We start from the raw sequence: 25291 nt of genomic DNA on the forward strand, positions 1-25291 counted from the left end.
TGGAGCCGATAGTACGGAACCGAACTTAGGACGTCAATAAGAATGCGCGTAAAACCCCTGCAAAATCTTGCATCTATCGCCGTTCCTAAAGTATCGGATTAAGTTCCTGCGATCAGCGGAAGTTATCCTTCCAGCCGCGCAGCATGCGAAACGCCTCGGTGCGGTCGGCGGCAGTTTCGCCAAACTGCGTCTCAAGGGCCGCCTGAATTGCCGGCTCATCGACGCGCAAGAACGGATTTACCGCCTTTTCATGCGCGATTGTCGTCGGCAGCGTCGGCTTGCCTTCTGCGCGCAAGGCTTGCGCTTCGTCGCTCCAGCGCGAGAGCGCCGCGCTGTCCAGCTCGCAGGCGCGTGCGAAGCGAATGTTCGACAGCGTGTACTCGTGCGCGCAGTGGACGAGCGTCTCGTCGGGGAGCGCGGCGAGGGCGTCGAGGGACGCAAGCATCTGCTTCGGCGTGCCTTCGAAAAGCCGCCCGCAGCCGCTCGCGAACAGCGTGTCGCCGCAGAAGACGTGCGGCGTGCCGTTGCCGTCGTCTTCCTGGAAATACGCGATGTGGCCGGCCGTGTGACCGGGCACATCCATGACGGTGAAGCTGAGCGCGGGCTGCGCGATACGCACCGTGTCTGCTCCCGCGAGCCGCTCGGTCAGATGCTCGATGCGCTCACCCGCCGGGCCGTACACGGGAACGCCGCCCTCGTCCGATCGGCTATCGAGCAAGGCTTTCACACCGCCGACATGGTCGCGATGATGGTGCGTGAGTAAAATAGCGGTCAGCCGCCAGCCGCGTTCGGCGAGATACGCCTCGACGGGCGCTGCGTCGCCCGGGTCGATCACGACGGCATCGCGCGAATCCGACACGAGCCAGATGTAGTTGTCCTCGAACGCCGGGACCGGCACGTACTCGAGTTTGCGCTTGGGCGCGCGTTTGGACGAATCTTCAGCAAACGAATCCATGGCGATCATCTACGCGGCATCCGAACATGTCTGACCGAGCGATTATAGACTGGCCCGCCTGGACGAACTCCGCGCCCGGACGCTACGTGCTCGAGTGGGAGCAGGCGCAGCTCGACCGCGTGGTGTCCGACATCTTCGGCTATCACGCGCTCCAGCTCGGCATGCCGCAACTGGACGCGTTGCGCGAGAATCGCATGACCGGACGCGCGCTCGTGCTCGACGCGGAAAGCGGCGCCAGTGCGCCGTACGTGCTGCCGCGCACGCTGGGCAGAGGCGCGAGCGCACCCGGAGGCCGCAGCACGGTCTGGTGCGATCTTCTGGATTTGCCGTTCGAAGCGCAGAGCGTCGATCTGCTGGTGCTGCCGCATACGCTCGAATTCTCGCGCGATCCGCACCGGCTATTGCGCGAAGCCGAGCGCGTGCTGGTGCCCGAGGGCCAGCTGATTATCCTGGGCTTCAATTCGCTCAGCTTGTGGGGCGCGCGGCAGTCGCTCGGCAAGGTGGCAGGACGCCCGTTCGTGCCGGAAGCGCACGACATGATCGCGTTCACGCGCATCAAGGACTGGATCAAGCTGCTCGGATTCGACCTTGAACGCGGGCGCTTCGGCTGCTATCGTCCGCCGCTGCTGACGGACAAATGGCTGCAGCGTTATCAGTTCATGGAACCCGCCGGCGACCGCTGGTGGCCCATTTTCGGCGCCGCGTACATGATCACGGCGGTGAAGCGCGTGCGCGGCATGCGGCTCATCGGTCCACGCAAGCTGAAAAAACCCGCGCTCGCGCCTGGACTCGCTCCGGTCGCGGCCCCGCACACTCGCAACGAGCATTGATGACTGACGAATCCGCATCGGCCAAAATAATCGACATCTATACTGACGGCGCCTGCAAAGGCAACCCCGGTCCCGGCGGCTGGGGCGCCCTTCTGCGTTTCGGCTCGCTCGAAAAGGAACTGTTCGGCGGCGAGGCGGCGACCACCAACAACCGCATGGAACTGATGGCCGTGATCGCCGCGCTCGAAGCGTTGAAGCGCCCCTGCCGCGCCGTGATCCACACCGACTCGCAATACGTGCAAAAAGGCATCAGCGAGTGGATTCACGGCTGGAAGAAGAAGAACTGGATGACGGCCGCGAAGACGCCCGTGAAGAACGCCGACCTCTGGAAGCGCCTCGACGCGCTCGTCGCGCAGCATCAGATCGAATGGCGCTGGGTCAAGGGCCACGCCGGGCATCCCGAAAACGAACGCGCCGATGCGCTCGCCAATCGCGGCGTGACATCGCTGGCGGAAAGCTGAACACGCACTGACACCGATACCCATGCGCCAACTGATACTGGACACCGAAACCACCGGCCTGAACGCTCGCACGGGCGACAGGATCATCGAGATCGGCTGCGTCGAGCTGATCAATCGCCGGCTGACGGGCAACAACCTGCACATTTACGTCAACCCGGAACGCGACAGCGACCCCGGCGCGCTGGCGGTGCACGGCCTCACGACCGAATTCCTGAGCGACAAGCCGAAGTTCGCGGAGATCGCCGCGCAATTGCGCGACTTCATCGCGGGCGCGGAGCTCGTCATCCACAACGCGCCTTTCGATATCGGCTTTCTCGACATGGAGTTCGCGCTGCTCGGGCTGCCGAAAGTGTCCGAGCTATGCGCCGGCGTGATCGACTCGCTCGCGCACGCCAAGCAGATGTTCCCCGGCAAGCGCAATTCGCTGGATGCGCTGTGCGATCGCTTCGGCATCAGCAACGCGCATCGCACGCTGCACGGCGCGCTGCTCGACTCGGAACTGCTCGCCGAGGTGTATCTCGCGATGACGCGCGGTCAGGAGAGCCTCGTCATCGACATGCTGGGCGACACGCAGGCGGAAGGCGCGACGGCTGCGCCGCGTATCGCGCTGGACGACCTGGATCTGCCGGTGATCGTTGCGAGCGGAGAAGAACTCGCCGCGCACGAAGCGGTGCTGAATGGTCTCGACAAGGCGCTCAAAGGCACGAGCGTGTGGCGAACCGAAGCGCCGCAGACCGAGCCCGATGCGGTGGCTGCATAATTTTTCGAAATTGCTTAAAGAATCGCTTTACGAGACGAGATAGTCCTGACATAATCTCAATCTCTTCGGGTGGTTAGCTCAGCGGTAGAGCACTGCCTTCACACGGCAGGGGTCACTGGTTCGATCCCAGTACTACCCACCAGAATTCTGGTGCTGGTAACGCCAAGACACCGAAGACCAAAAGGCCCAAGTCTAACGACTTGGGCCTTTTTTATTTCCAGGCGTCGCCCACGCCGATCACGTCGCCCACACGCCCCGCGCCATTCCGCTCGCGGCAATCACCATCACCATGACGAGCGCCGCTTCGAGATCGCTCATCCATGCGAAGCGCCGCGCACGCGTGAGGTCGATCGCCCCGCCCTGCGCGAGCGCCGCGCGCCAGCGGATCAGCGCGAGCATCGGTGAAACTTCGATCAGCAGAATGACGACGAGCGCGGCCATCTTGATGTGAAAGAGCGGCTCGTGCAGATAGTACGCCCCGCCCTTCTCGAAGCCGCCGAAGGCGCGCGTCAGGCCCGTCACGATCAGGACGACGGCAGCGATGCCCCACACCATGTCCGACCGCAACACATCGCGCAGACGCAACGTGTTCGCCTGCACGGACTCCGCCGCATCCAGCCGGCGCAATGCGCGCGCACGCGCGAGCACAGAGCCGAGCGCAAAGCCGAAGGCAAGCAAGTGAACCGCGGCGAGCAACCAACGTGTCAGCATCCTTTCCTCCGACGATCGACAAGAAAGACGTGTACGGCTCGGTCAGACGCAGTTCAGACCTGACTTAGACCTGACTAAGCGTCGCATCGAGCGCGCGCGCGGCGCTGCGGTCGCTCTCGGTGGAAAGCGGCGCGCGGAACACCGTCGTTCGATTGTGCCCCGCTGCGGCGGGTGAATCCCACAGCAGCTCGACTGTCGGACGCCGCGAGAACCAGCCTCGCCGCGCGATGCCGTTCGACTGCACGGGCGATGCCGCCGGCTGCGTCGATGGCGCGAGCACCGCCGCCGCCGGCGCGGGCCACTTCACCGATAGCTCGCGTGCGTCGTACTGGCCGAGCTTGCGGCTCTCGGCCCAGACCATCGCGGTGCGCGTGACGGGATCGAGGGAAATGGCATAGCGGCCGATGGCAAAGCGCCGCGCCGCGATGTTGGTCCGCCAGAGCGCGCGGGGCCGGCAAATCCACATCACGACGGCATAGAGTGCCGGCGCGACCGCGAGCCAGCCGTTCGTTTCGGCGAGCGCATGCACGAAGCGCCGCCAGCCGGACATCCACACGAACGCGCCGACTGAAAATACCGCGAAGCCGAAAGTGAGCAACGCAAGCAGCCGCAACGCCTGCCGAAGCCACTGCGGCAGCGGATGCAGTGGACGCTCCAGGCGCGGCTTCGCGCCCGGCAGCACGATCAGAAGGAAGATCAGGACGAGGTTGAGGCACGCCCACGGCGATGAAGTCATCGCGCGCAAGGAGGACGCATAGCCCATTTGCGACATCGAAAGCGCCCATCGCGCCACGAGAACGACGCCGATGGCCCGCAGCGCGAACAAAGTGCCTGCGCCCGGTGCCGGGCTCGCGCTGGTTTGCTTGATTCTCGCCAAAGGGTGCGCTCCTGTCCACGAATGATGCTTGCCGCCGCTGTCCGTGCAAGCGGACGGCAATCGCGCCTTGCGCAGCGCAAAGCTCGGACATTATAGGGAGATTACGGATGCCGTCACCGGTTTCGCTTCCCGCGTGCGGCGCGGCGTTACTATTCGGAGGTGACTGTGCCATTGCGACAACGCCCCGGGCACCTTTCGGCGCGCGGGGCGTTGTCAGGGCCGCATCGCTGCGGCCACGGAGAGCGGTCGGCTATCAGGCGTTGGCTTCGCGCAGAACGGTGCGGCGCTTCTGGCGCAGCAGTTCCTCGTAATTCTGCACGTATCGCGCCGCCATGACCTTCGACGAAAATCGCGTCTCGAACGTCTCGCGGACCTTCGCGCGCGACAGCGAGTCGAGGCGCTTCACGGCGGCGATCGCCGAGAGTTCGTCTTCCACGACGAAGCCCGACACGCCGTTGTCGATCACTTCGGGCACCGAGCCGCGATTGAACGCGATCACCGGCGTGCCGCAGGCCATCGCCTCGATCATCACGAGGCCGAAAGGCTCCGGCCAGTCGATCGGGAACAGCAGCGCATGCGCATTGCCGAGGAATTCCGTCTTCTCGGCCTCGCTGATCTCGCCGATGTACTCGACGTGCGGCAGCGCGAAGAGCGGCTTGATCTCTTCTTCGTAATAAGCGCGGTCGGCCTTGTCCAGCTTCGCCGCGATCTTGATCTTCATGCCCGCCGCCTGCGCAATGCGAATCGCGCGATCGACGCGCTTTTCCGGCGAGATGCGGCCGAGGAAGGCGAGATAGCCGGGCTTCACGTTCGGAATCGGCTTGAGCAAGTTTTCCGGCAGGCCGTGATACACCGTCGACAGCCAGTTGGCTTGCGGCAGCGGCTGGCGCTGGTTGTCGGAGATCGACACCACCGGCACGTCGTTGAACGTGTTGAAAATCGGCTGCAGTTCCGGCAGATCCAGACGGCCGTGCATCGTCGTCAGGAACGGCACCGGCTGGCGCGCGAACAGCGAGAACGGGTAATAGTCGATATGGAAATGCAGCACGTCGAACTCGTCGGCGCGGCGGCGGACTTCTTCGAGCAGCAGCATGTGCGGCGCCATCGTGTCGCGGATGGTCGGATCGAGGCGCAGGGCTTGCGGCCAGAACGCTTCGAGCTTCGCGGACGTTTGCGAATCACCGCTCGCGAAGAGCGTGACGTCGTGTCCAGCCTCGACAAGAGCCTCGGTCAGATAAGACACCACGCGTTCCGTGCCGCCGTAGAGCTTCGGCGGAACGGCTTCGTGGAGGGGCGCGATTTGAGCGATTCGCATGGTCGTGAAACTCCTAATAAAAGGTCAGGCAAGGTGCTGCTGTCATGTTTGACATCGGGAGCGAATCGCTCGCCTCGGGCGAAAGCTTTTCGCGTCGCGTCGGCCGCGGGGCAACGGCTCGTGCTCGAGTAAAAAGCGGGGTCGCCGATCACCGGCTCCGCGCGGCAAACTTCAAGCAACATCGGAGCCATATCTCAAAAACCGCCGCGCCCAGCAATAAACGCGCTCGGGCTCCGCCGGTTGACGGCTTCCTACAGAAAGCTGTCGAAAAAACTCAGTAAAAACCCGGAGGGCATTATGGAGCCTTTACAGCGGCGACCGGCAGTCATTTCAACTTATTTACCTTGTTACACCGGGGAAACACTTAACAAACCCCTGTTTATTAAGGTTGTTCTACATTGGAGCACGTGCCGCCGCGATGCACGGGGCGCGACTTGCACCTTTTCGCACCGGACGATATCGAACCGGCATGCTGGCGCATCCCATGCTTATCTCGACGCTGCCGCGCAGCCGCTTCTGGCAGGAAAAGCAGCGCGGCGGGCCACGCCAGCGGCCGCTTCATCGCAAAAATGCGCGCGATGTGCTTACAATGCGCGCCCAAGCCCGACGAGACGTGCTCGTGTCTCAACGCGAAGCGCGCAGACGGTGTACGGACGGCAACATCCGCCGCGCATCATTTGACTGATCGACGTTCGCACGGCCGGTTACTGGCTACAATTCAGCGATGGAGACGGCGCCGCGCCGCCTCGGTTTCGATGTCAATCGCGCCGGCATAGCCGACGCATCGGACAGGCAGTGCATCCGCATGGCATGGCCCGAAGGCGCAACACACGCTCAACCGCTTCACGACCCAAAAAGACCATTGGACCAACTCACCGTCTCCCAGCGTAACGCGCACAACGCCAAGCTCGCGAGCTATGCGCACCGTCCGCTCGCGTTCCTGATGCGTTACATCCGCCGGCATCCGGTCGCCCATGCCATCGTGCTTGCAAGCGTGTTCGCCGCCGTCGGGTGCGCGCTGGCGTCGCAATATGCGATCAAGCATCTCATCGACGTGCTCGGCCAGGGGCGCGGCCATCCCGGCCCGCTGTGGGGCGCGTTCATGATCCTCGTCGGCCTGATCGCGGCGGACAACCTGCTCTGGCGGGTGGGCGGCTGGGTCGGCGCGCATGTATTCGTGATCGTCACGGGCGACTTGCGCAAGGATTTGTTCTCGTACCTGTCCGGTCATTCGCCGACGTATTTCTCCGAGAAGCAGCCGGGCATGCTCGCGAGCCGCATCACCGCGACTTCGAACGCCATCTATACGTCCGAGAACGTGATGGCGTGGAACGTCCTGCCGCCGTGCATCGCCGTGCTCGGCGCGATCGTGATGATCGTCGCGGTGAATCCGCTGATGGCCGCCGGTCTGATGACCGCTTCCATCATTCTCGCGCTCATCCTCTATCGGCTCGCAAAGCGCGGCTCGGCGCGGCATCACAGCTTCGCGTCGAAGGCAGCGTCGGTGGACGGCGAGCTCGTCGACGTGATCGGCAACATGGCGCTCGTGCGCGCGTTCGGCATGACCTTTCGCGAGCAGAAACGCTTCGGCTCGACCGTCAAGGCCGAAATGGTCGCGCGTCAGCAAAGCCTGCTGTACCTCGAAAAGCTGCGCCTCTTTCACGCGGTCGTCACCGCGATTCTCTCCGCTGGCTTGCTGGGCTGGGCGCTGTGGCTGTGGTCGAAAGGCCGCGCGACGTCGGGCGACATCGTGCTCGTCAGCTCGCTCGGCTTCACCATCCTGCACGGCACGCGCGATCTCGCCGTCGCGCTCGTCGATGTGACGCAGCACGTCGCGCGTCTCGCCGAAGCCGTGCAGACGCTGCTGGAGCCGCACGGCATGCCGGACCGGTCTGATGCGACCGAACTCGTGCCGCAAGGCGGACGCGTCGATTTCGACGGCGTGACGTTCGCGTATCCGCGCCGCCGTCCGATTCTCGACAACTTCCATCTGCATATCGAACCGGGGCAGCGCGTCGGCCTGATCGGCAAGTCGGGCGCGGGCAAGTCGACGGTGCTCGCGCTCCTGCAACGCTTCTACGAGACGCAAAAGGGCAGCATCAAGATCGACGGCCAGGATATCGCCGGGATCACGCAGGACAGCTTGCGTCACGCCATCGCGCTCGTGCCGCAAGACATTTCGCTCTTTCACCGCACGGTGTTCGAGAACATCGCGTATGGCCGTCCGGACGCGAGCCGCGAGGAAGTGATGGCGGCCGCCCGCGAGGCGCGCTGCACGGACTTCATCGAGGCGATGCCGGAAGGCTTCGATACGATCGTCGGCGATCGCGGCGTGAAGCTCTCGGGCGGGCAGCGGCAGCGCATTGCGATCGCGCGAGCGATTCTCAAGAACGCGCCGATTCTGCTGCTCGACGAAGCGACCTCCGCGCTCGACAGCGCATCCGAGGAAGCGATCCAGCAGGCGCTCGACCGGCTGATGGTCGGCCGCACGGTGATCGCGATCGCGCACCGGCTTTCGACGCTGCAGAACTTCGACCGCATCATCGTGATGAGCGCGGGCCGCGTGATCGACGACGGCTCGCCGCAAGAACTGCGCGAGCGGCCGGGGCTGTATCGCGAACTGCTCGCGAAGCAGCACGGCAAGCTGCCGTCCATCGTCGCGACGCCGCACAAACAGCCGGCTTGATGCGCGAGTGACGAAAAAGCCGCGTTTCCTGTCTCGGGAAACGCGGCTTTTTTGCGTTTATCGCGCCTTCAGATCGCGCAGGAAGTTATCGCGCCAGACCGACACGTTGTTGTCGCGCAATTGCCCAAACATCTCGCGATGCCGCGCCCGGCGCTCGTCGAGCGGCATCGCGAGCGCGGTGGCGAGCGCATCGGCCATGCCGTCGATGTCGAGCGGATTCACGATCAGCGCCGCCGTCAGCTCGCGCGCCGCGCCCGCGAACTGCGAGAGCACGAGCACGCCGGGATCGTCCGGATTCTGCGCGGACACGTATTCCTTCGCGACGAGGTTCATGCCATCGCGCAGCGGCGTGACCAGGCCGACATGCGCCTCGCGAAAGAGCGCGGCGAGCACCGGCCGCTCGTACTGCCGATGGATATACCGGATCGGCGTCCAGTCCAGTTCCGCGTACCGCCCGTTGATGCGCCCCGATTCGGCTTCGAGTTGCTGACGGATGTCGCGGTACGCGTCGACATCGGTGCGCGTCGGCGGCGCGATCTGTAGCAACGACACGTTGTTGCGCTGCTGCGGGTCGTGCTCGAACAGGCGCTCGAACGCGCGAAAACGCTCGACGAGACCCTTCGAGTAATCCAGCCGGTCCACGCTCATCACGAGCTTGCGCTGATGCAGCGTCTCCTTGACGATCTGCACGTCGCGCCCGCCCTCGCCGTCTTTCGCGAGTGCGCGCACTTCATCCGGATACACGCCGATCGGATACGCCGCCGCCTTCAGCGTCTTCCCGAACGCGCGAACATCGACGGGTTTGCCCGCATGCCGCGCGAGCGCGCCGCCCGCCTCCGTCTCGATGTAATCGCAAAACGCGCGCAGGTCCGGCTCCGTCTGAAAGCCGAGCAAATCGAACGCGCAAAGCGCCTCGACCAGTTCGCGGTGACGCGGCACGCTTAGCAGAATCTGCGACGCGGGAAACGGAATGTGCAGAAAGAAGCCGATGCGGTTGCCGATGCCCAGCGCGCGCAACGCCTGCGCGAACGGAATCAGGTGATAGTCGTGAACCCAGATGACGTCGTCGGGCCGCAGCAGCGGCGCGAGCCGCGCGGCAAGCCAGTGATTCACGCGGCAATAGCCGTCGTATTCGTGGCGATCGAATTCGATCAGATCCGGGCGATAGTGGAACGCGGGCCAGAGCGTCGCGTTCGAAAAGCCGCGGTAATACTGGTCGTAGTCGCGCCGCACGAGGCCGACGGTCGCGAACGTCACCGGGCCATGCTCTTCCAGCTTGATGCCCTCGGGGGGCGCCGACAGCACGTCGCCGCTCCAGCCGAACCACACGCCGCCGGTTTCCTTGAGCGCGTCGTAGACGCCGACCGCGAGACCACCCGCCGCCGGACCGCCCTCGGAAATCGGCGCGACCCGGTTCGAAACGATAATCAGGCGGCTCACGCGTGCTTCCCCGCCGTCCCCGCGATCACTTGCAGCCAGTCGAGCAGCAATTCGACCGATTCGATCCGCGCGCGCGCCACCGTTTCGCCCGCGCCGATCTTGACCGAAAGACCATCGAACGCGTTGACGACCGCAAAGCCTTTCTCGTCCGTCAAATCGTCGCCGATGAACACGGGCTTTCGGCCCGTAAACGGCGGCTCCGCCATGAACGCGCGCAACGCGCGGCCCTTGTCCACGTCCTTCGGCTTGATTTCGTAGACCATCTTGCCCGGCTGGAGCATGTAGGCGTCGACGTATTCGGCGACGAGCCGCTCGGTCGCCGCGCGTGCGGCCGGCTCGCGGTCCGGCGCATTGCGGTAATGCAGCGCGAGCGCGGCGCCCTTGATCTCCAGCAGCATGCCCGGATTGGCGCTCACCACGCCTTCCAGCACATGCTCCATGCGCAGGAGCCGCTCGTCGTTGAATCCGATGCGCTGCACGTCGCCATTTGCGTCGCGCCGCTCGGCGCCGTGCATGCCCGCGACCGGCAAATCGGGAATCTGGAGAAACGAATCGATATTGTCGATACCGCGCCCCGACACGACCGCGACCGCGTTGTTGGTCGCGCGTCGCAGCGCGGCGAGGATATCGGGCACCGAACGCGGCACGAAGATGCCGTCCGGCGTGGACGCGAGTTCGACGAGCGTGCCGTCGAAATCGAAGAAAAATGCAGTCTCGGCAAGAGACAGGGAATCGGGAAGAATTTGCATCGGTTGTTGGCCTGTGGTTTCCCTTCTGACGGCGCGCGGCGCGTGGATGTTTGCGCATCTTACGTGCGCCAGCGTTCGGCCGGAAAAAGCCGGTGTGACTGACGGACGCATTCGGCGAGCCTTCCGTTCATCTGAAACGGAGCTTTCAGCGCGCCTGGATCGTGCGACAAAACGTCTCAAAAATCGTCTGCAATGGAGATGATGCGCCACCTCCGGCCGCAAAGGCGTGTATTTTGCGACAGATGTTCCTGCCGTCAAAGTCCGCCGCATCCCGCGGCTCGATCTTCCCGATGCACACTTCGTTCCCTGCTTTGCTTCTCTTGCCCGCCGCGCGCTGGCGCCGTTTCGTCGTTCCGCTCGCGTTTCTGATGCTGACCGCGTGCTCGCGGCCCTCCGAGCCGTGGCATCTGACTGACGTTTCGGGGCACCTGCCCGATCTGAATTTCTCGCTCACCGACGACAGCGGCGCGCACGTGACCGGCCGCTCGTTCGAAGGCCACACGACACTCGTCTACTTTGGCTACACGCATTGTCCGGATGTCTGTCCCGAAACGATGGCGCGTCTGATGCAGGTTTTGCAGCGCGTCGGGCCCGACGCGGACAATGCGCGCATTCTTTTTGTCTCCGTCGATCCGGCGCGGGATACGCCGTCGCTCCTGCGCGCCTATGTCCGCGCGTTCGACGAAAAGCACGCCGTCGGTTTGACCGGCAGCGGCCGCGCCATCGAAGCCGTCGCGCAGCGGTATCGCATCGCGTATCAGATGGAAAAGCGCGACCCGAACGGCGCGTACGAGGTGTCGCACAGCTCAGGCGTCTATATCTTCGATCGCGACGGCCACGCGCGCCTGCTTGCGACCGACCGCGATTCCATCGACGCCATCGCAGCCGATCTGCGACGCATCATTCATTCGAAGGACGCGTGACCATGAGCACGCTCTTGTATTGGCTCGACCCGTGGGAACCGTCGCCGACGGTCGTGATTTTGGTTCTCGTCGCCGCCATTCTGTTTGTGCGTGGCGCGCGGCATGCGCGGGTGTCGATCTCGCGGCGCATCGCGTTCTGGCTGGGCTTGGGCGCGCTCTATGTGGCGCTGCATACGCGGCTCGACTACTTCTTCGAGCACGAGTTCTTCATGCATCGGCTGCAGCATCTGGTGCTGCATCACCTCGGGCCGTTTCTGATCGCGCTCTCGTATCCCGGCGCGGCGCTGCGCGCGGGCGTGCCGTTCGCCTGGCGGCAACGCTGGCTGCGTCCGCTCACCGAGACGCGGGCGGCGCGCCTGTTCTTCGATATCGTGTTCAACCCGGCCGTCGCGGTGCTGCTGTTCGTCGGCCTGATCTACTTCTGGCTGCTCTCGCCGATTCATTTCAAGGCGATGCTCGACGCCCGGCTCTACCGCGTGATGAACTGGAGCATGGTGATCGACGGGCTGCTGTTCTGGTGGCTCGTGCTGGACCCGCGTCCCGCGCCGCCCGCGCGGCTCGCGCCGGGACGCCGCGTGCTCGTCGTGATTGCCGCGATTCCGCCGCAGATCATTCTCGGCGCGTTCATCTTCTTCACGCCGCACGAGCTGTATCCGATCTATTCGATCTGCGGCCGTGCGTTCACGTGGATCACGCCGATGCGCGACCAGCAGATCGGCGGTCTCTTGCTGTGGATTCCCGGCTCCATGATGAGCGTGATCGGCGCGCTGATCGCGCTGCGCCATTGGCTGCGGCTGTCGGCACGCTCGCGGCTGCGTCAGGAGCGCGCGACGCCGATCAAACCCGTCAGCGCGACCGCGTCATGAGCCGAAGCCGGGGCGGCGCATCCAGACGTGAGGAATGCCGTCCTCGTCATGCACACCCGATGACGCGACGAAGCCGAACGCGCCGTAAAACCGCTGCAAGTGCGCCTGCGCGTGCAGGCTGATCGGCTCGTCGGGCCATTGTTCGAGGATGTGTTTCAGCGCGCGTTCCAGCATGGCGCTGCCGAGTTTCATGCCGCGAAACCCGGCGGTCGTCAGCACGCGGCCGATGCGAACGTCTTTCTCGCTCGCCTCCGGATTGCCCGGCAGCAGCACGCGCAGATAGCCGGCGAGACGCGGACGCTGATCGCTTTCGCCGTACGCGAAGAGATGCCATGCATCGGTATCGAGCCCGTCGATATCGCCATACACGCAGTTCTGCTCGACGACGAACACCGCGCTGCGGGCGGCGAGCATGTCATAGACTTCAGCGGGCGTGAGGTCGTCGAAGGGCTTCCAGCGCCATTGAATGTCGGAGAGTGAGTCGTTCATGGGAATAAGTATCGGATCGCACGGGCGTTCTGCGATTATGCCGCGCGGCCCGCAGCCGCTGTTCAAAAAGCGACGACGATAAAGAAAAAGCCCTGACGAGTCAGGGCTTTTCAAGTGGAGGCGCGAACCGGAGTCGAACCGGTCTAAACGGCTTTGCAGGCCGCTGCATAACCGCTTTGCTATCGCGCCGAAAGCGGTGTGGTGCGCGCCGGTCGAACAACGCCGGCTGGCTCACCAAACAAAAAGGGAAGCGTTGCTTCCCCTTTGACTGGAGCGGGAGACGAGTCTCGAACTCGCGACCTCAACCTTGGCAAGGTTGCGCTCTACCAACTGAGCTACTCCCGCATTAAATCCTGCGCTGCTTTGCTGCTTGCAATCTACTGCTTGCTGTTTCCGGTACCGCTTCGCTCACGCGCTGCCTGCACCGAGGATTTCAAAACGTGGAGCGGGAGACGAGTCTCGAACTCGCGACCTCAACCTTGGCAAGGTTGCGCTCTACCAACTGAGCTACTCCCGCATGAACTTCTGCCTTGACCGCTTCGCTTACTGCTTTGCGTCGCGCATCAGAGAAACGAGATTATGTAGAAGGAAAAGCCGCCTGTCAACTGTCTCGCGAGCCGTTTAGGCGCGTTCGACGCAATTTTTTGCATCGCGCCGCCGCCTGCTCACAACATGCCGCCGCGCTCTCGAATTTGCGGCCACGCGAGCTTCATGTAATAGAGCATCGACCAGACGGTGAGGAAGGCCGCGACGTCGATCAGCCACAAGCCCCACACGCGCGTGTCCATCACCCATTGCGTGCCCGTGATGCGCAACGGGCCGTAGAACAGCAGCATCGGAATGGCGACCATCTGGCAGACGGTCTTGAACTTGCCGAGCGAATTGACGGCCACGCTCTTGGACGCGCCGATTTGCGCCATCCATTCGCGCAGCGCCGAAATGGTGATTTCCCGGCCGACGATCACGAGCGCGATCACCGCGTTCAGGCGCGAGAGCTGCACGAGCACGAGCAGTGCCGCCGTCACCATCAGCTTGTCGGCGACCGGATCGAGGAACGCGCCGAACGCGGACGTCTGATCGAGCTTGCGCGCGAGAAAACCGTCGAACCAATCGGTGAGCGCGGCGAGCACGAAGATGATCATCGCGAGCAGATTGCGATGATCCAGGCTCAGCATCATGTCCGGCAGATAGAACACGCCCACGACGAGCGGAATCAGCACGATTCGCAGCCACGTCAGAAAGATCGGTAAGTTGAACGGCATGGGCGATCAGCGAGTGAAGGACATGTAAGGGAGCCGCCATTGTGCCGCGTCGCTCCGATGCTCACAAGGCGCGAGCCCGGCGCGGCGCGGCTTGCGGCGGGCCGCGCCGCAGGGCTCGTCAATGCAACTGCCGGTAGATCTGCTGCGCGAGCGCAAGCGAAATGCCTTCGACGCTCGCCAGATCCTCGACGCTCGCCGCTTGCACGCCGCGCAACCCGCCGAAGCGCGACAGCAGCCGCTGACGCCGTTTCGCGCCGACGCCTTCGAGTTCTTCCAGCCGCGACGTCTGTCGCGCCTTCGCCCGCTTCGCTCGCATGCCGGTGATCGCGAAGCGGTGCGCCTCGTCGCGAATCTGCGCGACGAGCATCAGCGCCGCGCTTTCCTTGCCGAGTTCGAGCGCCGGACGCCCGTCCGCGAAGATCAGCGTTTCCAGACCGACCTTGCGCCCTTCGCCCTTCGCGACGCCGACCAACATGCCGTGGTCGAGCCCGAGTTCCGAGAACACCTGCCGCGCGATCTCGACCTGCCCCTTGCCGCCGTCGATCAGCACAATATTCGGCAGCGTGCCGCCCGCCGCGACCGCGGGCGCGGCGTCGGGCGTGACGTTGGGGTCGGCGGCGTCTTCGGGCTGCAGGATCGCGGCTTCCTCGTTGGCGTTGGCGGCCGCCTGCGCGACCATCTTCTCGTAGCGGCGCGTGAGCACCTGACGCATCGCGGCGTAATCGTCGCCGGGCGTGATGCCGTTGATGTTGTAGCGGCGATATTCGCCCGTCTGCATCTTGTGATGGTGATAGACGACGCACGACGCCTGCGTTGCCTCGCCCATCGTATGGCTGATGTCGAAGCACTCGATGCGCATCAGCGCGAGATCGTCCATGTCGAGCCCGAGCGTTTCGGCGAGCGAGCGCGTGCGCGCCTGCTGCGAGCCTTGCTCCGACAAGAGACGCGCGAGCGCGAGCTTCGCGTTCTGCTCGGCCATCGAAAGCCATACGCGCTTCTGGCCCTGCGGCTGGCGCAGCAAGACGACCTTGTGCCCCGCCTGTTCGATGAGCAGATCGACGAGTTCGCGGCTCGGCGCATGGGTCACGATCAGCACCGGCGGCACGCGATTGCCGATGTAATGCTGGGCCATGAATGCTTCGAGCACTTCGGATTCGAGGGTGCCTTCGCGAGGTTCGGGGTTGGTGCCTGGCTCGGTGCTGGCATTGGCGTCGGCGTCAGCGTCCGCGTCGGCGCCCGCGTCGGCGTGGGTTTCGGCGTGGGTTTCGGCGTGGGTTTCGGCGTGGGTTTCGGCGTTGGCGTTGGTTTCGGCGTTGGTTTCGGCGTTGGCTTCGGCTTCGGCTTCGGCTTCGGCTTGGGCTTCGGCTTGGGCTTCGGCGTTGACTTCGGCGTTCGCATTCGCGCTGGCGTTCGCACTCGCACTCGCGCTGGCGCTGGCGTTGGCGCCCGCGTCGAGCGCGGCCTCAGCGTCCAAATCGGCGTTGCCCCCATCGTTCACCGAAGTCCCCGCATCCGCCCCGACTTCTACATCAACGACCACCTCACCCGGCTCCGCGTCCTCGATGTCGTCTTCCTCGCCGCCGAGCGCCACCGCGCTTTCCACGTGCGCAGGAAAATACGCCTTGTCGCCGAGATGCCGCCCGCCGCGCACCATCGCGAGATTCACGCACACCTTGCCGCCCAGCGCGACCACCGCGAGGATATCCACGTCGCTGTCGCTGCCGACTTCGATCGCCTGCTGATGCAGCACCGTCGAAAGCGAACTCATCTGGTTACGCACGGCCGCCGCCTGCTCGAACTTAAGATCGGCGGCGAACGCGTGCATCTTCTGCTCGAGTTCCTTCATCACCTCGCCCTGCCGCCCGAGCAGAAAGCGCGACGCGTTCGCCACGTCGCGGGCGTAATCCTCCTCGGTGATGAGGCCGGTGCACGGCGCGGTGCATCGCCCGATCTGATGGAGCAGGCACGGACGCGTGCGGTTGCTGAACACCGAGTCTTCGCACGTGCGCAACTGGAATACGCGCTGCAAAATCTGGATGCTCTCGCGCACGGCCCACGCGCTCGGGAACGGGCCGAAATACTGGTTTTTCTTGTCGACCGCGCCGCGGTAGTACGCCATGCGCGGAAACGCGTGACCCGTGAGCTTCAGGAACGGATACGACTTGTCGTCGCGAAACAGGATGTTGTAGCGCGGCGCAAGCGCCTTGATCAGATTGTTTTCGAGCAGCAGCGCCTCGGCCTCGGAGCGCGTCACCGTCGTCTCGATCCGGCGGATGCGCGTGACCATCATCGCGATGCGCGGCGAATGCAGCGTCTTCGTGAAGTAGCTCGACACGCGCTTTTTCAGGTTGCGCGCCTTGCCGACGTAGAGCACGTTGCCGTCGCCGTCGTAATAGCGGTACACGCCCGGCAAATGCGGCAATTGCGCGAGCGTCTTCTTCGGGTCGAATGCGAAATCGGGGGCGTCGGTCTGAGTCATGCAGCGAATATCGCGACGAAGCGCGAAGGGACAAGGGAGGCGGCGTGCCGTGGGGCGGCGGGTATCTTAGAATCGCCAGTTTAGAACATTACGGCGCGGTCCCGCCGGCCGCGCTCCCGCCATGTCCTCTGCCATCACGCCTTCTTCTTCGCCGGAACTCGCCTGCGACATCTTCTGCGCGGTCGTCGACAATTTCGGCGATATCGGCGTGTGCTGGCGGCTCGCGCGTCAACTGCACGCGGAACATGGCTTGCGCGTGCGGCTCTTCGTCGACGATCTCGCCGTCTTTCACGCGCTCTGCCCCGCCGTCGATGCGTCGCTCGCGCGGCAGGAGGCCGCGGGCGTCCTCATCGCGCACTGGCGCGAGCCCGCGCATGCCGGCGACACGCTGGAGATCGCGGATGTCGTCGTCGAAGCCTTCGCGTGCGAACTTCCGCATGCGTACATCGCGGCGATGGCGCGTCGCGAGCGCAAACCCGTCTGGATCAATCTGGAGTATCTGAGCGGTGAGGACTGGGTCGCGGACTTCCATTTGCGGCCTTCGCCGCACCCGCGCTATCCGCTCGACAAGAGCTTCTTTTTTCCCGGCCTCGGCGCGGGCACCGGAGGCGTGCTGAAGGAACGCGATCTCGATGCCGCTCGCATGCGCTTCGATGCGCCTGCGTGGTGGCGGGAACGCCTGGGCATCGCGCGTCCGGACGACGCCTCGACCGTCGTCTCTCTCTTCGCGTACGAGAATCCCGCCGTCGACGCCCTGCTCGCGCAATGGCGCGACGGCGCTTCGCCGATCATTCTGCTCGTGCCCGAAGGGCGGATTTCCGGCGCGGTCGCGCGTTTTTTCGGGCTGCCGGAATTCGCGGCGGGCAGATCGGCGCGGGCGGGCGCGCTTCAGGCGCACGCGCTCGGTTTCGTCGAGCAGCCGCGCTTCGATGAATTGCTTTGGGCGTCCGATATCAACTTCGTGCGCGGCGAAGATTCGTTCGTGCGCGCGCAGTGGGCCCGAAAGCCGTTCGTCTGGCACATCTACCCACAAGCCGACGACGCGCATCTGCCGAAACTGGACGCCGCGCTCGCGCACTACACGCGCGGGCTGTCGGCGTCGGCGGAGCAGTCGATCAGCCGCTTCTGGCACGCATGGAACGGCGCGGGGACGCCGGACTGGGCCGATTTCTGGCGGCATCGCGCCGAATTCGTATCGCGCGCCAGCCGATGGGCGGACGAACTCGCGGGCGTCGGCGATCTCGCAGGCAACCTCGTCGCGCATGTTGCTGCGCGCATCGCGGCGTGAAGCACGCGGACGCGTCTGAGCGGCGCGACTCGCCAGCGCGCGCCGCCCTCCCCGGCTCGCCAAATAAGCAAAAAGTCAGTTAAGATAAGCGGTTATCCGAGGAGCAGGCCGCTTTTACCGCGATCATTCGCGGTGATGAGCCGAAAATGTCTGACAGCGCCGTCTGACAGCGCCGCGAATCCGATCAGCCACAATCAGCACTAATCAGCCATACCTGGCCATATTCATTCGTAAGGATCCAGTTTTATGAAGACCGCACAAGAACTCCGCGTCGGCAACGTCGTCATGATCGGCAACGATGCCATGGTCGTGCAGCGCGCCGAGTACAACAAATCCGGCCGTAACTCAGCGGTCGTGAAGATGAAGTTCAAGAACCTGCTGACCAACGCCGGCATGGAAACCGTCTACAAGGCGGACGACAAGTTCGACGTCGTCGTGCTCGACCGCAAGGAAGTGACGTACTCGTACTTCGCGGACCCGATGTACGTGTTCATGGACGCCGACTACAACCAGTTCGAAGTCGAAGCCGAAATGATGGGCGACGCGCTGAACTACCTGGAAGACGGCATGCCGTGCGAAGTCGTGTTCTACAACGAGAAGGCCATCTCGGTCGAACTGCCGACCACGCTGGTTCGCGAAATCGTGTACACGGAACCGGCCGTCAAGGGCGATACGTCGTCGGGCAAGGTGCTGAAGACCGCCAAGCTGAACACCGGCTTCGAACTGCAAGTGCCGCTCTTCTGCAACATCGGCGACAAGATCGAAATCGACACCCGCACCAACGAATACCGCAGCCGCGCGTAAGACGTAAGCCTTACGTCTTCACGCCGAGAGCGGGGCGGCGGTTCCGACGCCGCCCTCCGCCGCTGTTACGAAAAAGCGCCCCATCGCGGGCGCTTTTTCTTTTGCATGAAGTTTTTGACAAATTCAGGCAAACTTTACCGGCCATCGTCGCGTTTGTCGTGCGGTCGCGCTGGTTGAAACGCCGGGCTTCGCGCCCCTTTTCCTTGCCGAATCAAGCGCCGTCGCGCCGGGCAGTCAGCAATAATCGCTTGGCACAGTTCCTGCTCAGTTGGCTTGATACGGACCAAACAACACGACATGCGCAACTCGCCATTCATCTTCGGCCGATTGATGATCGTCGCGGCGCTTGCTCTTCCTGCCTTTTTCATCGCGGGATGCACGTCGACACCGACCAGCGAATCTGCCGGAGATTACGCGTCGGATGCGTCGGTGACCGCGCGCGTGAAGGCGGCGCTCCTGGCCGATCCGGGATTGAAGTCGCTGGCGATGAGCGTCTCGACGTATCGCGGAGTCGTGGTGTTGTCCGGTAACGTGAATTCGGAGGAACAGATTCAGAAGGCCGTCGCCGTAACCCGCAGCGTGTCGGGGGTGCAATCCGTCAACAACGATCTGCACGTGAAGCCGCAATGACGCAATAGTCCGATCCAATCGCAGGACGAAGACAAACCGCAGCGGGATGCACGCGCCGATCCGATGCTCGACCGAGACGAGACGCCGCAGCCCGACCACGAGCGCCCGAGTTTCAAGCGCCGCCCTCGCCCGGCGACGCATGCGGCAACGGCTCATTACAGTCCACTTTGATACGTTGTGTCTGCCATGCCACACGCTCTGATTGTCGAAGACGATCCCAATAGCCTTTCTGGCCTGTCCGCGATCCTGTCCGCCGACGGCTTCTCGGTCGACACCGCCACGACGCTCGCCGAAGCCCGCTCCGCACTGACGCGCTTCATCCCGGACGTCGTGTTGATCGACCTGAACCTGCCCGACGGCAGCGGACTCGACCTCCTGCCGAGCCTGCCCTCGCAACCGCCCGACGGCGCGCTTCCCGTTATCGTGATGACGGGCAACGCGACGGTCGAAAGCGCGATCGAGGGCCTGCGCCACGGCATCTGGGATTACCTGCTGAAACCCGTCAACATCCCGCGCCTGCGCAGCCTGCTCGCGCGCATTCCGCGTCCCTACGAGCTGACCGAAGAAGTCCAGGCGCTGCGTTCGACGCTGCGCGAACTCGGTCATTTCGGCGACATGCTTGGACGCAGCGTGCCGATGCAGCACGTCTACGATCTGATCGAACACACCGCGCCGACGGAAGCCGCCGTGCTGATCTGCGGCGAGCCGGGAACGGGCAAGAAACTCGCCGCGCACACCATTCATCAGTTGAGCCGCCGTCGCAAGGGACCGTTTATCAGTTTCGACTGCTCGACGATCCGCGAAGAAGGCGCGCACCGTTCGATGGACAGCATTCTGTTCGGGCACGAGCGCAACGCGTTCGCCGGCGCGGAAAATCGCGAGCCGGGCCTGCTGGAACAGGCGGGCGGCGGCACGCTGTTCCTCGATCAGATCGATTCGCTGCCCGCCGCGCAACAGGAAGCGTTGCTGCGCGCGCTGGACTCGCAGACGTTCATGCGCGTCGGCGGCAGCAATCGCATCATGACGGACTTCCGCCTGATCGCGGCATCGCGCACGCCGGTACGCGATGCGGTGTCGAGCGGCGCGCTGCGCGAAGACCTGTTCCAGCGCCTGTCGGCGTCGTCGATCGTGCTGCCGCCGCTGCGCGAACGCGACGACGACATCGCGCTGATGGCCGAGCAGTTCGTCGACGAGCTGAACCGCGAGAACCACATCGCGGGCATCACGAGCGGGTCGCCAAAGCGCATCAGCCCGGCTTTCCTGCGCGAATGCCTCGCGAACGACTGGCCGGGCAACGTGCGCGAGATGCGCGAGCGCGTGCGGCGCGCATACCACGCGTCGGGCGAGACGATCGAGACGTTGCGCGTCGACGAGCCGGGCGGGATCGGTGGACGCGGACTCAACGGCAGCAGCGTGCAGGTGACGGTCGGCACGGCGCTCGCGGATGTCGAGGACATGCTGATTCGCGCGACGCTGGAAGCGGTCGGCGGCACGCGGCATCGGGCGGCGACGCTGCTCGGCATCAGCCCGAAGACGCTCTATAACAAGCTTCAGCGCATGAAGCTGGAATCGTCGTAAAGAGCCCTGCGCTTCCCCCGAAAAAACGCCACAGCCGTGGCGTTTTTTTCCATTCCCAGCAGGCGATTCAGCCCAGCGCGCTTTTCACGAGCTGACGCGCGGCCTGATACTCCGGCTGACTTTGCAGCTTGCTCCAACGCAGCGCCTTGCCGCGCGGACGCATCTGCTTGATGCGCTGCTGCGACGCCTTCGTCGGCGTGAAGCGCAACTGCTCCAGCACCTTGCCCGCCTCCTCCGGCTGATTGCAGATCAGCACCATGTCGCAGCCGGCGGTGAGCGCGGCCGTCGCGGCTTCGGTGAGCGTGCCGCCCGCGCGGGCGGCTTCCATCGAAAGATCGTCGCTGAAAATCGCGCCGTTGAAGCCGAGCTTGCCGCGCAGAATGTCCTGCAGCCAGATGCGCGAGAAACCGGCGGGCTTGTCGTCCACTTGCGTGTAGATGACGTGCGCCGGAATCACCGACGCGAGCGAGTGCCCGAGCCAGTCGTACGGACGGACATCGGCGGCGAGGATGTCGTCGAGCGGGCGATCGTCCGTCGGCAATGCGACGTGAGAATCCGCCGCCGCGAAGCCATGCCCCGGAAAGTGCTTGCCGCAGTTCGCCATGCCCGCGAGCGCGAGACCGTGATTCAGACTCTTCGCGAGCATCGTCACCACGCGCGGATCGCCATGCAGCGCGCGGTCGCCGATCACCTGCGACTGTCCGTAGTCCAGATCGAGCACCGGCGTGAAGCTCATGTCGATGCCGCACGCGCGCAGTTCCGACGCGAGCACGTAGCCGAATGCCGTCGCCGCCTTGCTCGCGGCCAGCACGTCCCGATCCCACAACGCGCCGAGCTTGCCCGGCGCCGGCAGGACCGTGAAGCCATCGGTGCGAAAACGCTGCACGCGCCCGCCTTCGTGATCGACCGCGATCAGAATGTCGTCGCGCACGGCGCGGATCGCGTCGGTGAGCGCCACCAGTTGCGCGCGATCCTGAAAGTGCCGCGCAAAGAGAATGATCCCGCCCGTCATCGGATGCGACAGGCGCTCGATATCCGCGTCGGTGAGCGTCGTGCCGGCGACGTCGAACATGACGGGGCCGGGAATGCGTTTCATCGGATTCAATTGGCTTCTTGTTGTGGTGTGGGTGTGATGATTCGGCGCGATTACGCCTTATCCGCGATTTCGGCGATAACGAACGTGACCGCGTAGTCGCGCTCGTCGCTGAGCGTCACCTGCGCCGTGATGCCGCGTTCTGCGAGCCATTCGGCCAGTTCGCCCGATGCCGCGATCACCGGCTTGCCGCTCGGCTCGTTGAGCGTCTGCAGCGCGCGCCAGGTCATCGGCCAGCGCATGCCGAGGCCGATCGCCTTCGAGAACGCTTCCTTCGCGGAAAAGCGCGTGGCGAGAAACGCGAGCCCGCGCACTTCCGAGCGCGCGCGCCGCGCGTGATAGATGCGCAGTTCGTCCGGGCCGAGCACTTTCTCGGCGAAGCGCCCATTGGTGCGCTCCATGACGCCCGCGACGCGGCTCACTTGCACGAGGTCCGTGCCGATTCCGTAGATCGCCATGGCTGTGCTTAACGCTTCGTCTGCGCGGCGAGACGCGAGGCGACCATGATCGCCTTCATCTCGCGCACCGCGTTGTCCCAGCCCGCGAAGATCGCGTGCGCGACGATCGCGTGTCCGATGTTCAATTCGACGATGCCATCCAGCGCGGCGATCGGCTGCACGTTGGTGTAATGCAGACCGTGGCCCGCGTTCACCTTCAGGCCGAGCGAATTGCCGAACTCGACGCTCGCCGCGACGCGCTCGAATTCGCGCTGCTGCTCGGCTTGGTCGGTCGCTTCGGCGTAGCGCCCCGTATGCAGTTCGATGACGGGCGCGCCCGCTTCCTTCGCGGCGCGAATCTGCGTCTCGTCCGGATCGATGAAAAGCGACACGCGGCTGCCCGCGCCCGCAAGCTGCGCGCACGCGGCCTTCACGGCTTCGAACTGGCCGGCGACATCGAGGCCGCCTTCGGTTGTCAGTTCCTGGCGCTTCTCGGGCACGAGGCAGACGTCGTGCGGCTTGATCTCGCACGCGATGTCGAGCATTTCGCGCGTCACGGCGCATTCGAGATTCATGCGCGTCTTGAGGAGCGGTCGCAGCGTGCGGACGTCGGCATCGACGATATGACGGCGATCCTCGCGCAGATGCAGCGTGATGGCGTCCGCGCCCGCTTCTTCGGCGGCGAGCGCGGCGCGGATGGGATCGGGATACGACGTGCCGCGTGCGTTGCGCAGCGTGGCGACGTGATCGATGTTCACGCCGAGATCGATCACGTTCGCGGGCGATGAGAGAAAGAAGCTCATAGATTTTGCAGGTCGATCAGAATCTGACGGGTGGCGAGCGGCGCGCCGCCCAGATGATAGTTGAGCAGAAAGCGCATCAGCGTCTTGCTCTGCGCGCCGGTCTGCGGGCTCGTGTAGTCGTCGCGCTCCATGTCGATCAACGTCTGCCCCGCGATGACCGGCCATTGCGCGGGAAGATCGTCGGAGGCTTCGCGCACGCCGCGCTCGGGATCGAAGGTATAGCGGCCTTCGGGCAACACGGCCTGCCGCGTCACCGTGCGCGTGAGCGCCATCGCGTAGCCGGTTTCGCGCAGGAGCACGCGCTCGAACGAACGTAACACCTGCACGGCGGGTTCGTCGTGCGCGAGCCGCGACAGCGTCAGCACGTAGTGATTGAAGAGCGCGGGATGCGGGTCTTCGCGCGCGCAGAACTTGACGAGCAGCTCGTTGACGTAGAAGCCGCACAGAAGCGCGTCGCCTCGCAACGGCAGCATGCCGCCGACCCATTCGGCTGTGGTCAACGTGCGGACTTCGCCCTTGCCGGTCCACGAGAGGCCGAGCGGCTGGAAGGTTTGCAGCACGCCGCGCAGCGCGGAATGCGGACGCTTCGCGCCCTTCGCGACGAGCGCAATGCGGCCGTGATCGCGCGAGAACACGTCGATGATGAGGCTCGTCTCGCGGTATGGATAGCTGTGCAGCACGAAGCCCGGCTGCTCGCTGACGCGAAAATCGGAGCGCGGACGCGGACGCGGGCGTGGCGCGCTCGTGCCGGCCGCCGCCGTGGACGACGATGCCCGCCGCCGCTTCGGCGCGGGGCGCTCGCTCGCGCCGAAGTCGTCCTCGGGACGATCGTCGGCGGGCGGGGTCATCCACGCGTCGTTCGAGCCGGCGTCCATGAGCGTCGTCCGGGGCTCACTCGTAGCCGTACGCGCGCAGGCCCGCTTCGTTGTCGGCCCAGCCGCTTTTCACCTTGACGAAGGTTTCCAGATACACGGGACCGTCGAAGAGCTTCTCCATGTCGAGCCGCGCCTCGGTGCTGATCTGCTTCAGCTTCGCGCCCTTCTGGCCGATGATCATCGCCTTGTGGCCGTCGCGTTCCACCAGAATGGTCGCGAACACGCGGCGCAGGCGCCCTTCGGTCTCGAACTTGTCGATCAGCACGGTGCTCGTGTACGGCAACTCGTCGCCGGTCCAGCGGAACACCTTCTCGCGCAGGATTTCAGCCGCGAGAAAGCGTTCGCTGCGGTCGGTCAGATCGTCCTCGCCGTAGATCGGCTCGCCTTCCGGCAGATACGGCTTCACGACCGACATGAGGCGCTTGATGTCCTCCGGATGCTTCGCCGACAGCGGCACGATTTCGCGGAAGTCGCGCCGCGCGGACATCTGCTGCATGAACGGAAAGAGCGAATCCTTGTCGCCGACGCGGTCGAGCTTGTTCGCGATCAGGAGCGTCGGCGTGCCCGCCGGAATCAGATCGAGCACTTTCTCGTCGTCGGGACCGAAGCGGCCCGCTTCGATCACGAAGAGGATGGCATCGACCGACGTGAGCGTGGACGTGACCGCGCGGTTCAGCGAGCGGTTGAGCGCGCCGCTATGGCGCGTCTGGAAGCCGGGCGTATCGACGAAGATGTACTGGGCGTCGTCGACCGTGTTGATGCCGGTGATCCGATGGCGCGTCGTCTGCGCCTTGCGCGACGTGATGCTCACCTTCTGGCCGACGAGCGCGTTCATGAGCGTCGACTTGCCGACGTTGGGCCGGCCGACGATTGCGACCATGCCGCAGCGGAAACCGGAAGATGTAGGAGCGTTCATAGTGGTGTGCGGCGAAGGTTCGTTGAGCGCAATGTTGCGATGGCGCGATGCGGGCGCGAGGCGT

At 64.5% G+C, this 25291-nt stretch carries 25 protein-coding genes and 4 tRNA genes; 12 read left to right on the plus strand and 17 right to left on the minus strand.

Annotated elements, in window-relative coordinates:
- Positions 1 to 112: 112 nt before the first annotated feature.
- On the minus strand, positions 113 to 964 hold the full coding sequence (gloB, locus tag GV035_RS19565; RefSeq protein ID WP_159836630.1) for a hydroxyacylglutathione hydrolase: 852 nt from the start codon (positions 962 to 964) through the stop codon (positions 113 to 115).
- A 17-nt stretch (positions 965 to 981) separates the two neighbouring features.
- On the opposite strand from gloB, the gene GV035_RS19570 reads away from it, so the two are divergent.
- The 4 genes from GV035_RS19570 (at position 982) to GV035_RS19585 (ending at position 3148) form a co-directional block, all read left to right on the plus strand.
- Entirely contained in the window at positions 982 to 1785 is an 804-nt protein-coding gene (locus GV035_RS19570; protein WP_159836631.1) for a class I SAM-dependent methyltransferase, read from the plus strand.
- A complete protein-coding gene (gene rnhA / locus GV035_RS19575) occupies positions 1785 to 2246 on the plus strand; it encodes a ribonuclease HI (RefSeq protein ID WP_159836632.1) in 462 nt (153 codons plus the stop codon). The genes GV035_RS19570 and rnhA overlap by 1 nt, the downstream gene beginning before the upstream one ends.
- Before the next feature lie 22 nt (positions 2247 to 2268).
- The gene (dnaQ, locus tag GV035_RS19580) at positions 2269 to 3006 is read left to right on the plus strand and encodes a DNA polymerase III subunit epsilon (protein WP_159836633.1); all 738 of its coding nucleotides are present in this window, start codon (positions 2269 to 2271) and stop codon (positions 3004 to 3006) included.
- 67 nt (positions 3007 to 3073) lie between these two features.
- Positions 3074 to 3148, plus strand: a tRNA-Val gene (locus GV035_RS19585).
- 95 nt (positions 3149 to 3243) lie between these two features.
- Here GV035_RS19585 and GV035_RS19590 read toward each other — a convergent pair.
- From GV035_RS19590 to GV035_RS19600, 3 genes are all read right to left on the minus strand, one after another.
- Positions 3244 to 3717, minus strand: a complete 474-nt coding sequence (locus GV035_RS19590; RefSeq protein ID WP_201304003.1) for a DUF2214 family protein — start codon at positions 3715 to 3717, stop codon at positions 3244 to 3246.
- Positions 3718 to 3781: 64 nt separating this feature from the next.
- On the minus strand, positions 3782 to 4594 hold the full coding sequence (locus GV035_RS19595) for a hypothetical protein (protein WP_159836634.1): 813 nt from the start codon (positions 4592 to 4594) through the stop codon (positions 3782 to 3784).
- A gap of 253 nt (positions 4595 to 4847) precedes the next feature.
- Positions 4848 to 5909, minus strand: coding sequence for a glycosyltransferase family 4 protein (locus tag GV035_RS19600; RefSeq protein ID WP_159836635.1), 1062 nt, complete (start codon positions 5907 to 5909; stop codon positions 4848 to 4850).
- A gap of 469 nt (positions 5910 to 6378) precedes the next feature.
- Between GV035_RS19600 and GV035_RS19605 the strand changes: the two genes are divergently transcribed.
- Together GV035_RS19605 and GV035_RS19610 are read left to right on the plus strand one after the other, a co-directional pair.
- A complete protein-coding gene (locus GV035_RS19605; RefSeq protein ID WP_159836636.1) occupies positions 6379 to 6594 on the plus strand; it encodes a hypothetical protein in 216 nt (71 codons plus the stop codon).
- 120 nt (positions 6595 to 6714) lie between these two features.
- Positions 6715 to 8595, plus strand: coding sequence for an ABC transporter ATP-binding protein (locus tag GV035_RS19610; protein ID WP_236572669.1), 1881 nt, complete (start codon positions 6715 to 6717; stop codon positions 8593 to 8595).
- Between the two features lie 57 nt (positions 8596 to 8652).
- On the opposite strand, the gene otsA is transcribed toward GV035_RS19610, so the two are convergent.
- Both otsA and otsB read right to left on the minus strand, forming a co-directional pair.
- The gene (gene otsA / locus GV035_RS19615; protein WP_159836638.1) at positions 8653 to 10035 is read right to left on the minus strand and encodes an alpha,alpha-trehalose-phosphate synthase (UDP-forming); all 1383 of its coding nucleotides are present in this window, start codon (positions 10033 to 10035) and stop codon (positions 8653 to 8655) included.
- Positions 10032 to 10784, minus strand: coding sequence for a trehalose-phosphatase (gene otsB / locus GV035_RS19620; RefSeq protein ID WP_159836639.1), 753 nt, complete (start codon positions 10782 to 10784; stop codon positions 10032 to 10034). The genes otsA and otsB overlap by 4 nt, the downstream gene beginning before the upstream one ends.
- Positions 10785 to 11074: 290 nt before the next feature.
- Here otsB and GV035_RS19625 point away from each other — a divergent pair, with 290 nt between their 5' ends.
- Together GV035_RS19625 and GV035_RS19630 are read left to right on the plus strand one after the other, a co-directional pair.
- Entirely contained in the window at positions 11075 to 11707 is a 633-nt protein-coding gene (locus tag GV035_RS19625; RefSeq protein ID WP_159836640.1) for an SCO family protein, read from the plus strand.
- 2 nt (positions 11708 to 11709) lie between these two features.
- Entirely contained in the window at positions 11710 to 12573 is an 864-nt protein-coding gene (locus tag GV035_RS19630) for a cytochrome c oxidase assembly protein (RefSeq protein WP_159836641.1), read from the plus strand.
- Here GV035_RS19630 and GV035_RS19635 read toward each other — a convergent pair.
- From GV035_RS19635 to uvrC, 6 genes are all read right to left on the minus strand, one after another.
- Positions 12568 to 13062: a GNAT family N-acetyltransferase gene (locus GV035_RS19635; protein ID WP_159836642.1), complete on the minus strand. Its 495-nt coding sequence runs from the start codon at positions 13060 to 13062 to the stop codon at positions 12568 to 12570. The genes GV035_RS19630 and GV035_RS19635 overlap by 6 nt on opposite strands.
- A gap of 115 nt (positions 13063 to 13177) precedes the next feature.
- Positions 13178 to 13251, minus strand: a tRNA-Cys gene (locus GV035_RS19640).
- Between the two features lie 80 nt (positions 13252 to 13331).
- Positions 13332 to 13407 (minus strand) — tRNA-Gly (locus GV035_RS19645).
- Positions 13408 to 13503: 96 nt separating this feature from the next.
- Positions 13504 to 13579, minus strand: a tRNA-Gly gene (locus GV035_RS19650).
- A 148-nt stretch (positions 13580 to 13727) separates the two neighbouring features.
- Positions 13728 to 14324 carry a CDP-diacylglycerol--glycerol-3-phosphate 3-phosphatidyltransferase gene (gene pgsA / locus GV035_RS19655; RefSeq protein WP_159836643.1) on the minus strand — a complete coding sequence of 199 codons (597 nt, stop codon included), beginning with the start codon at positions 14322 to 14324 and terminating at the stop codon, positions 13728 to 13730.
- Positions 14325 to 14442: 118 nt separating this feature from the next.
- Positions 14443 to 16803, minus strand: a complete 2361-nt coding sequence (gene uvrC, locus GV035_RS19660; RefSeq protein ID WP_159836644.1) for an excinuclease ABC subunit UvrC — start codon at positions 16801 to 16803, stop codon at positions 14443 to 14445.
- A 121-nt stretch (positions 16804 to 16924) separates the two neighbouring features.
- On the opposite strand from uvrC, the gene earP reads away from it, so the two are divergent.
- The 4 genes from earP to GV035_RS19680 all read left to right on the plus strand — a co-directional run bounded on the left by earP (position 16925) and on the right by GV035_RS19680 (position 21103).
- Positions 16925 to 18091, plus strand: coding sequence for an elongation factor P maturation arginine rhamnosyltransferase EarP (earP, locus tag GV035_RS19665; RefSeq protein ID WP_159836645.1), 1167 nt, complete (start codon positions 16925 to 16927; stop codon positions 18089 to 18091).
- A gap of 246 nt (positions 18092 to 18337) precedes the next feature.
- Positions 18338 to 18895 (plus strand): elongation factor P, encoded by a 558-nt coding sequence (gene efp, locus GV035_RS19670; protein WP_159836646.1) that lies wholly within the window; start codon positions 18338 to 18340, stop codon positions 18893 to 18895.
- Positions 18896 to 19225: 330 nt separating this feature from the next.
- The gene (locus tag GV035_RS19675; protein ID WP_328698926.1) at positions 19226 to 19525 is read left to right on the plus strand and encodes a BON domain-containing protein; all 300 of its coding nucleotides are present in this window, start codon (positions 19226 to 19228) and stop codon (positions 19523 to 19525) included.
- A 186-nt stretch (positions 19526 to 19711) separates the two neighbouring features.
- Positions 19712 to 21103 carry a sigma-54-dependent transcriptional regulator gene (locus GV035_RS19680; RefSeq protein WP_159836648.1) on the plus strand — a complete coding sequence of 464 codons (1392 nt, stop codon included), beginning with the start codon at positions 19712 to 19714 and terminating at the stop codon, positions 21101 to 21103.
- A gap of 67 nt (positions 21104 to 21170) precedes the next feature.
- Here GV035_RS19680 and nagZ read toward each other — a convergent pair whose 3' ends face one another.
- Genes nagZ through era form a run of 5 tightly spaced genes read right to left on the minus strand, consistent with a single transcriptional unit; the run spans position 21171 to position 25227 of the window.
- Positions 21171 to 22199, minus strand: a complete 1029-nt coding sequence (gene nagZ, locus GV035_RS19685; protein WP_159836649.1) for a beta-N-acetylhexosaminidase — start codon at positions 22197 to 22199, stop codon at positions 21171 to 21173.
- 50 nt (positions 22200 to 22249) lie between these two features.
- A complete protein-coding gene (gene acpS, locus GV035_RS19690) occupies positions 22250 to 22654 on the minus strand; it encodes a holo-ACP synthase (protein ID WP_159836650.1) in 405 nt (134 codons plus the stop codon).
- 8 nt (positions 22655 to 22662) lie between these two features.
- Positions 22663 to 23436: a pyridoxine 5'-phosphate synthase gene (pdxJ, locus tag GV035_RS19695; RefSeq protein WP_159836651.1), complete on the minus strand. Its 774-nt coding sequence runs from the start codon at positions 23434 to 23436 to the stop codon at positions 22663 to 22665.
- Positions 23433 to 24311 (minus strand): DNA repair protein RecO, encoded by an 879-nt coding sequence (gene recO, locus GV035_RS19700; RefSeq protein WP_159836652.1) that lies wholly within the window; start codon positions 24309 to 24311, stop codon positions 23433 to 23435. The genes pdxJ and recO overlap by 4 nt, the downstream gene beginning before the upstream one ends.
- Before the next feature lie 16 nt (positions 24312 to 24327).
- Positions 24328 to 25227, minus strand: a complete 900-nt coding sequence (gene era / locus GV035_RS19705; RefSeq protein ID WP_159836653.1) for a GTPase Era — start codon at positions 25225 to 25227, stop codon at positions 24328 to 24330.
- Positions 25228 to 25291: the final 64 nt, after the last annotated feature.

Origin of the sequence: Burkholderia sp. 8Y (genome assembly GCF_902506145.1) — a bacterium.
Lineage (GTDB): Bacteria > Pseudomonadota > Gammaproteobacteria > Burkholderiales > Burkholderiaceae > Caballeronia.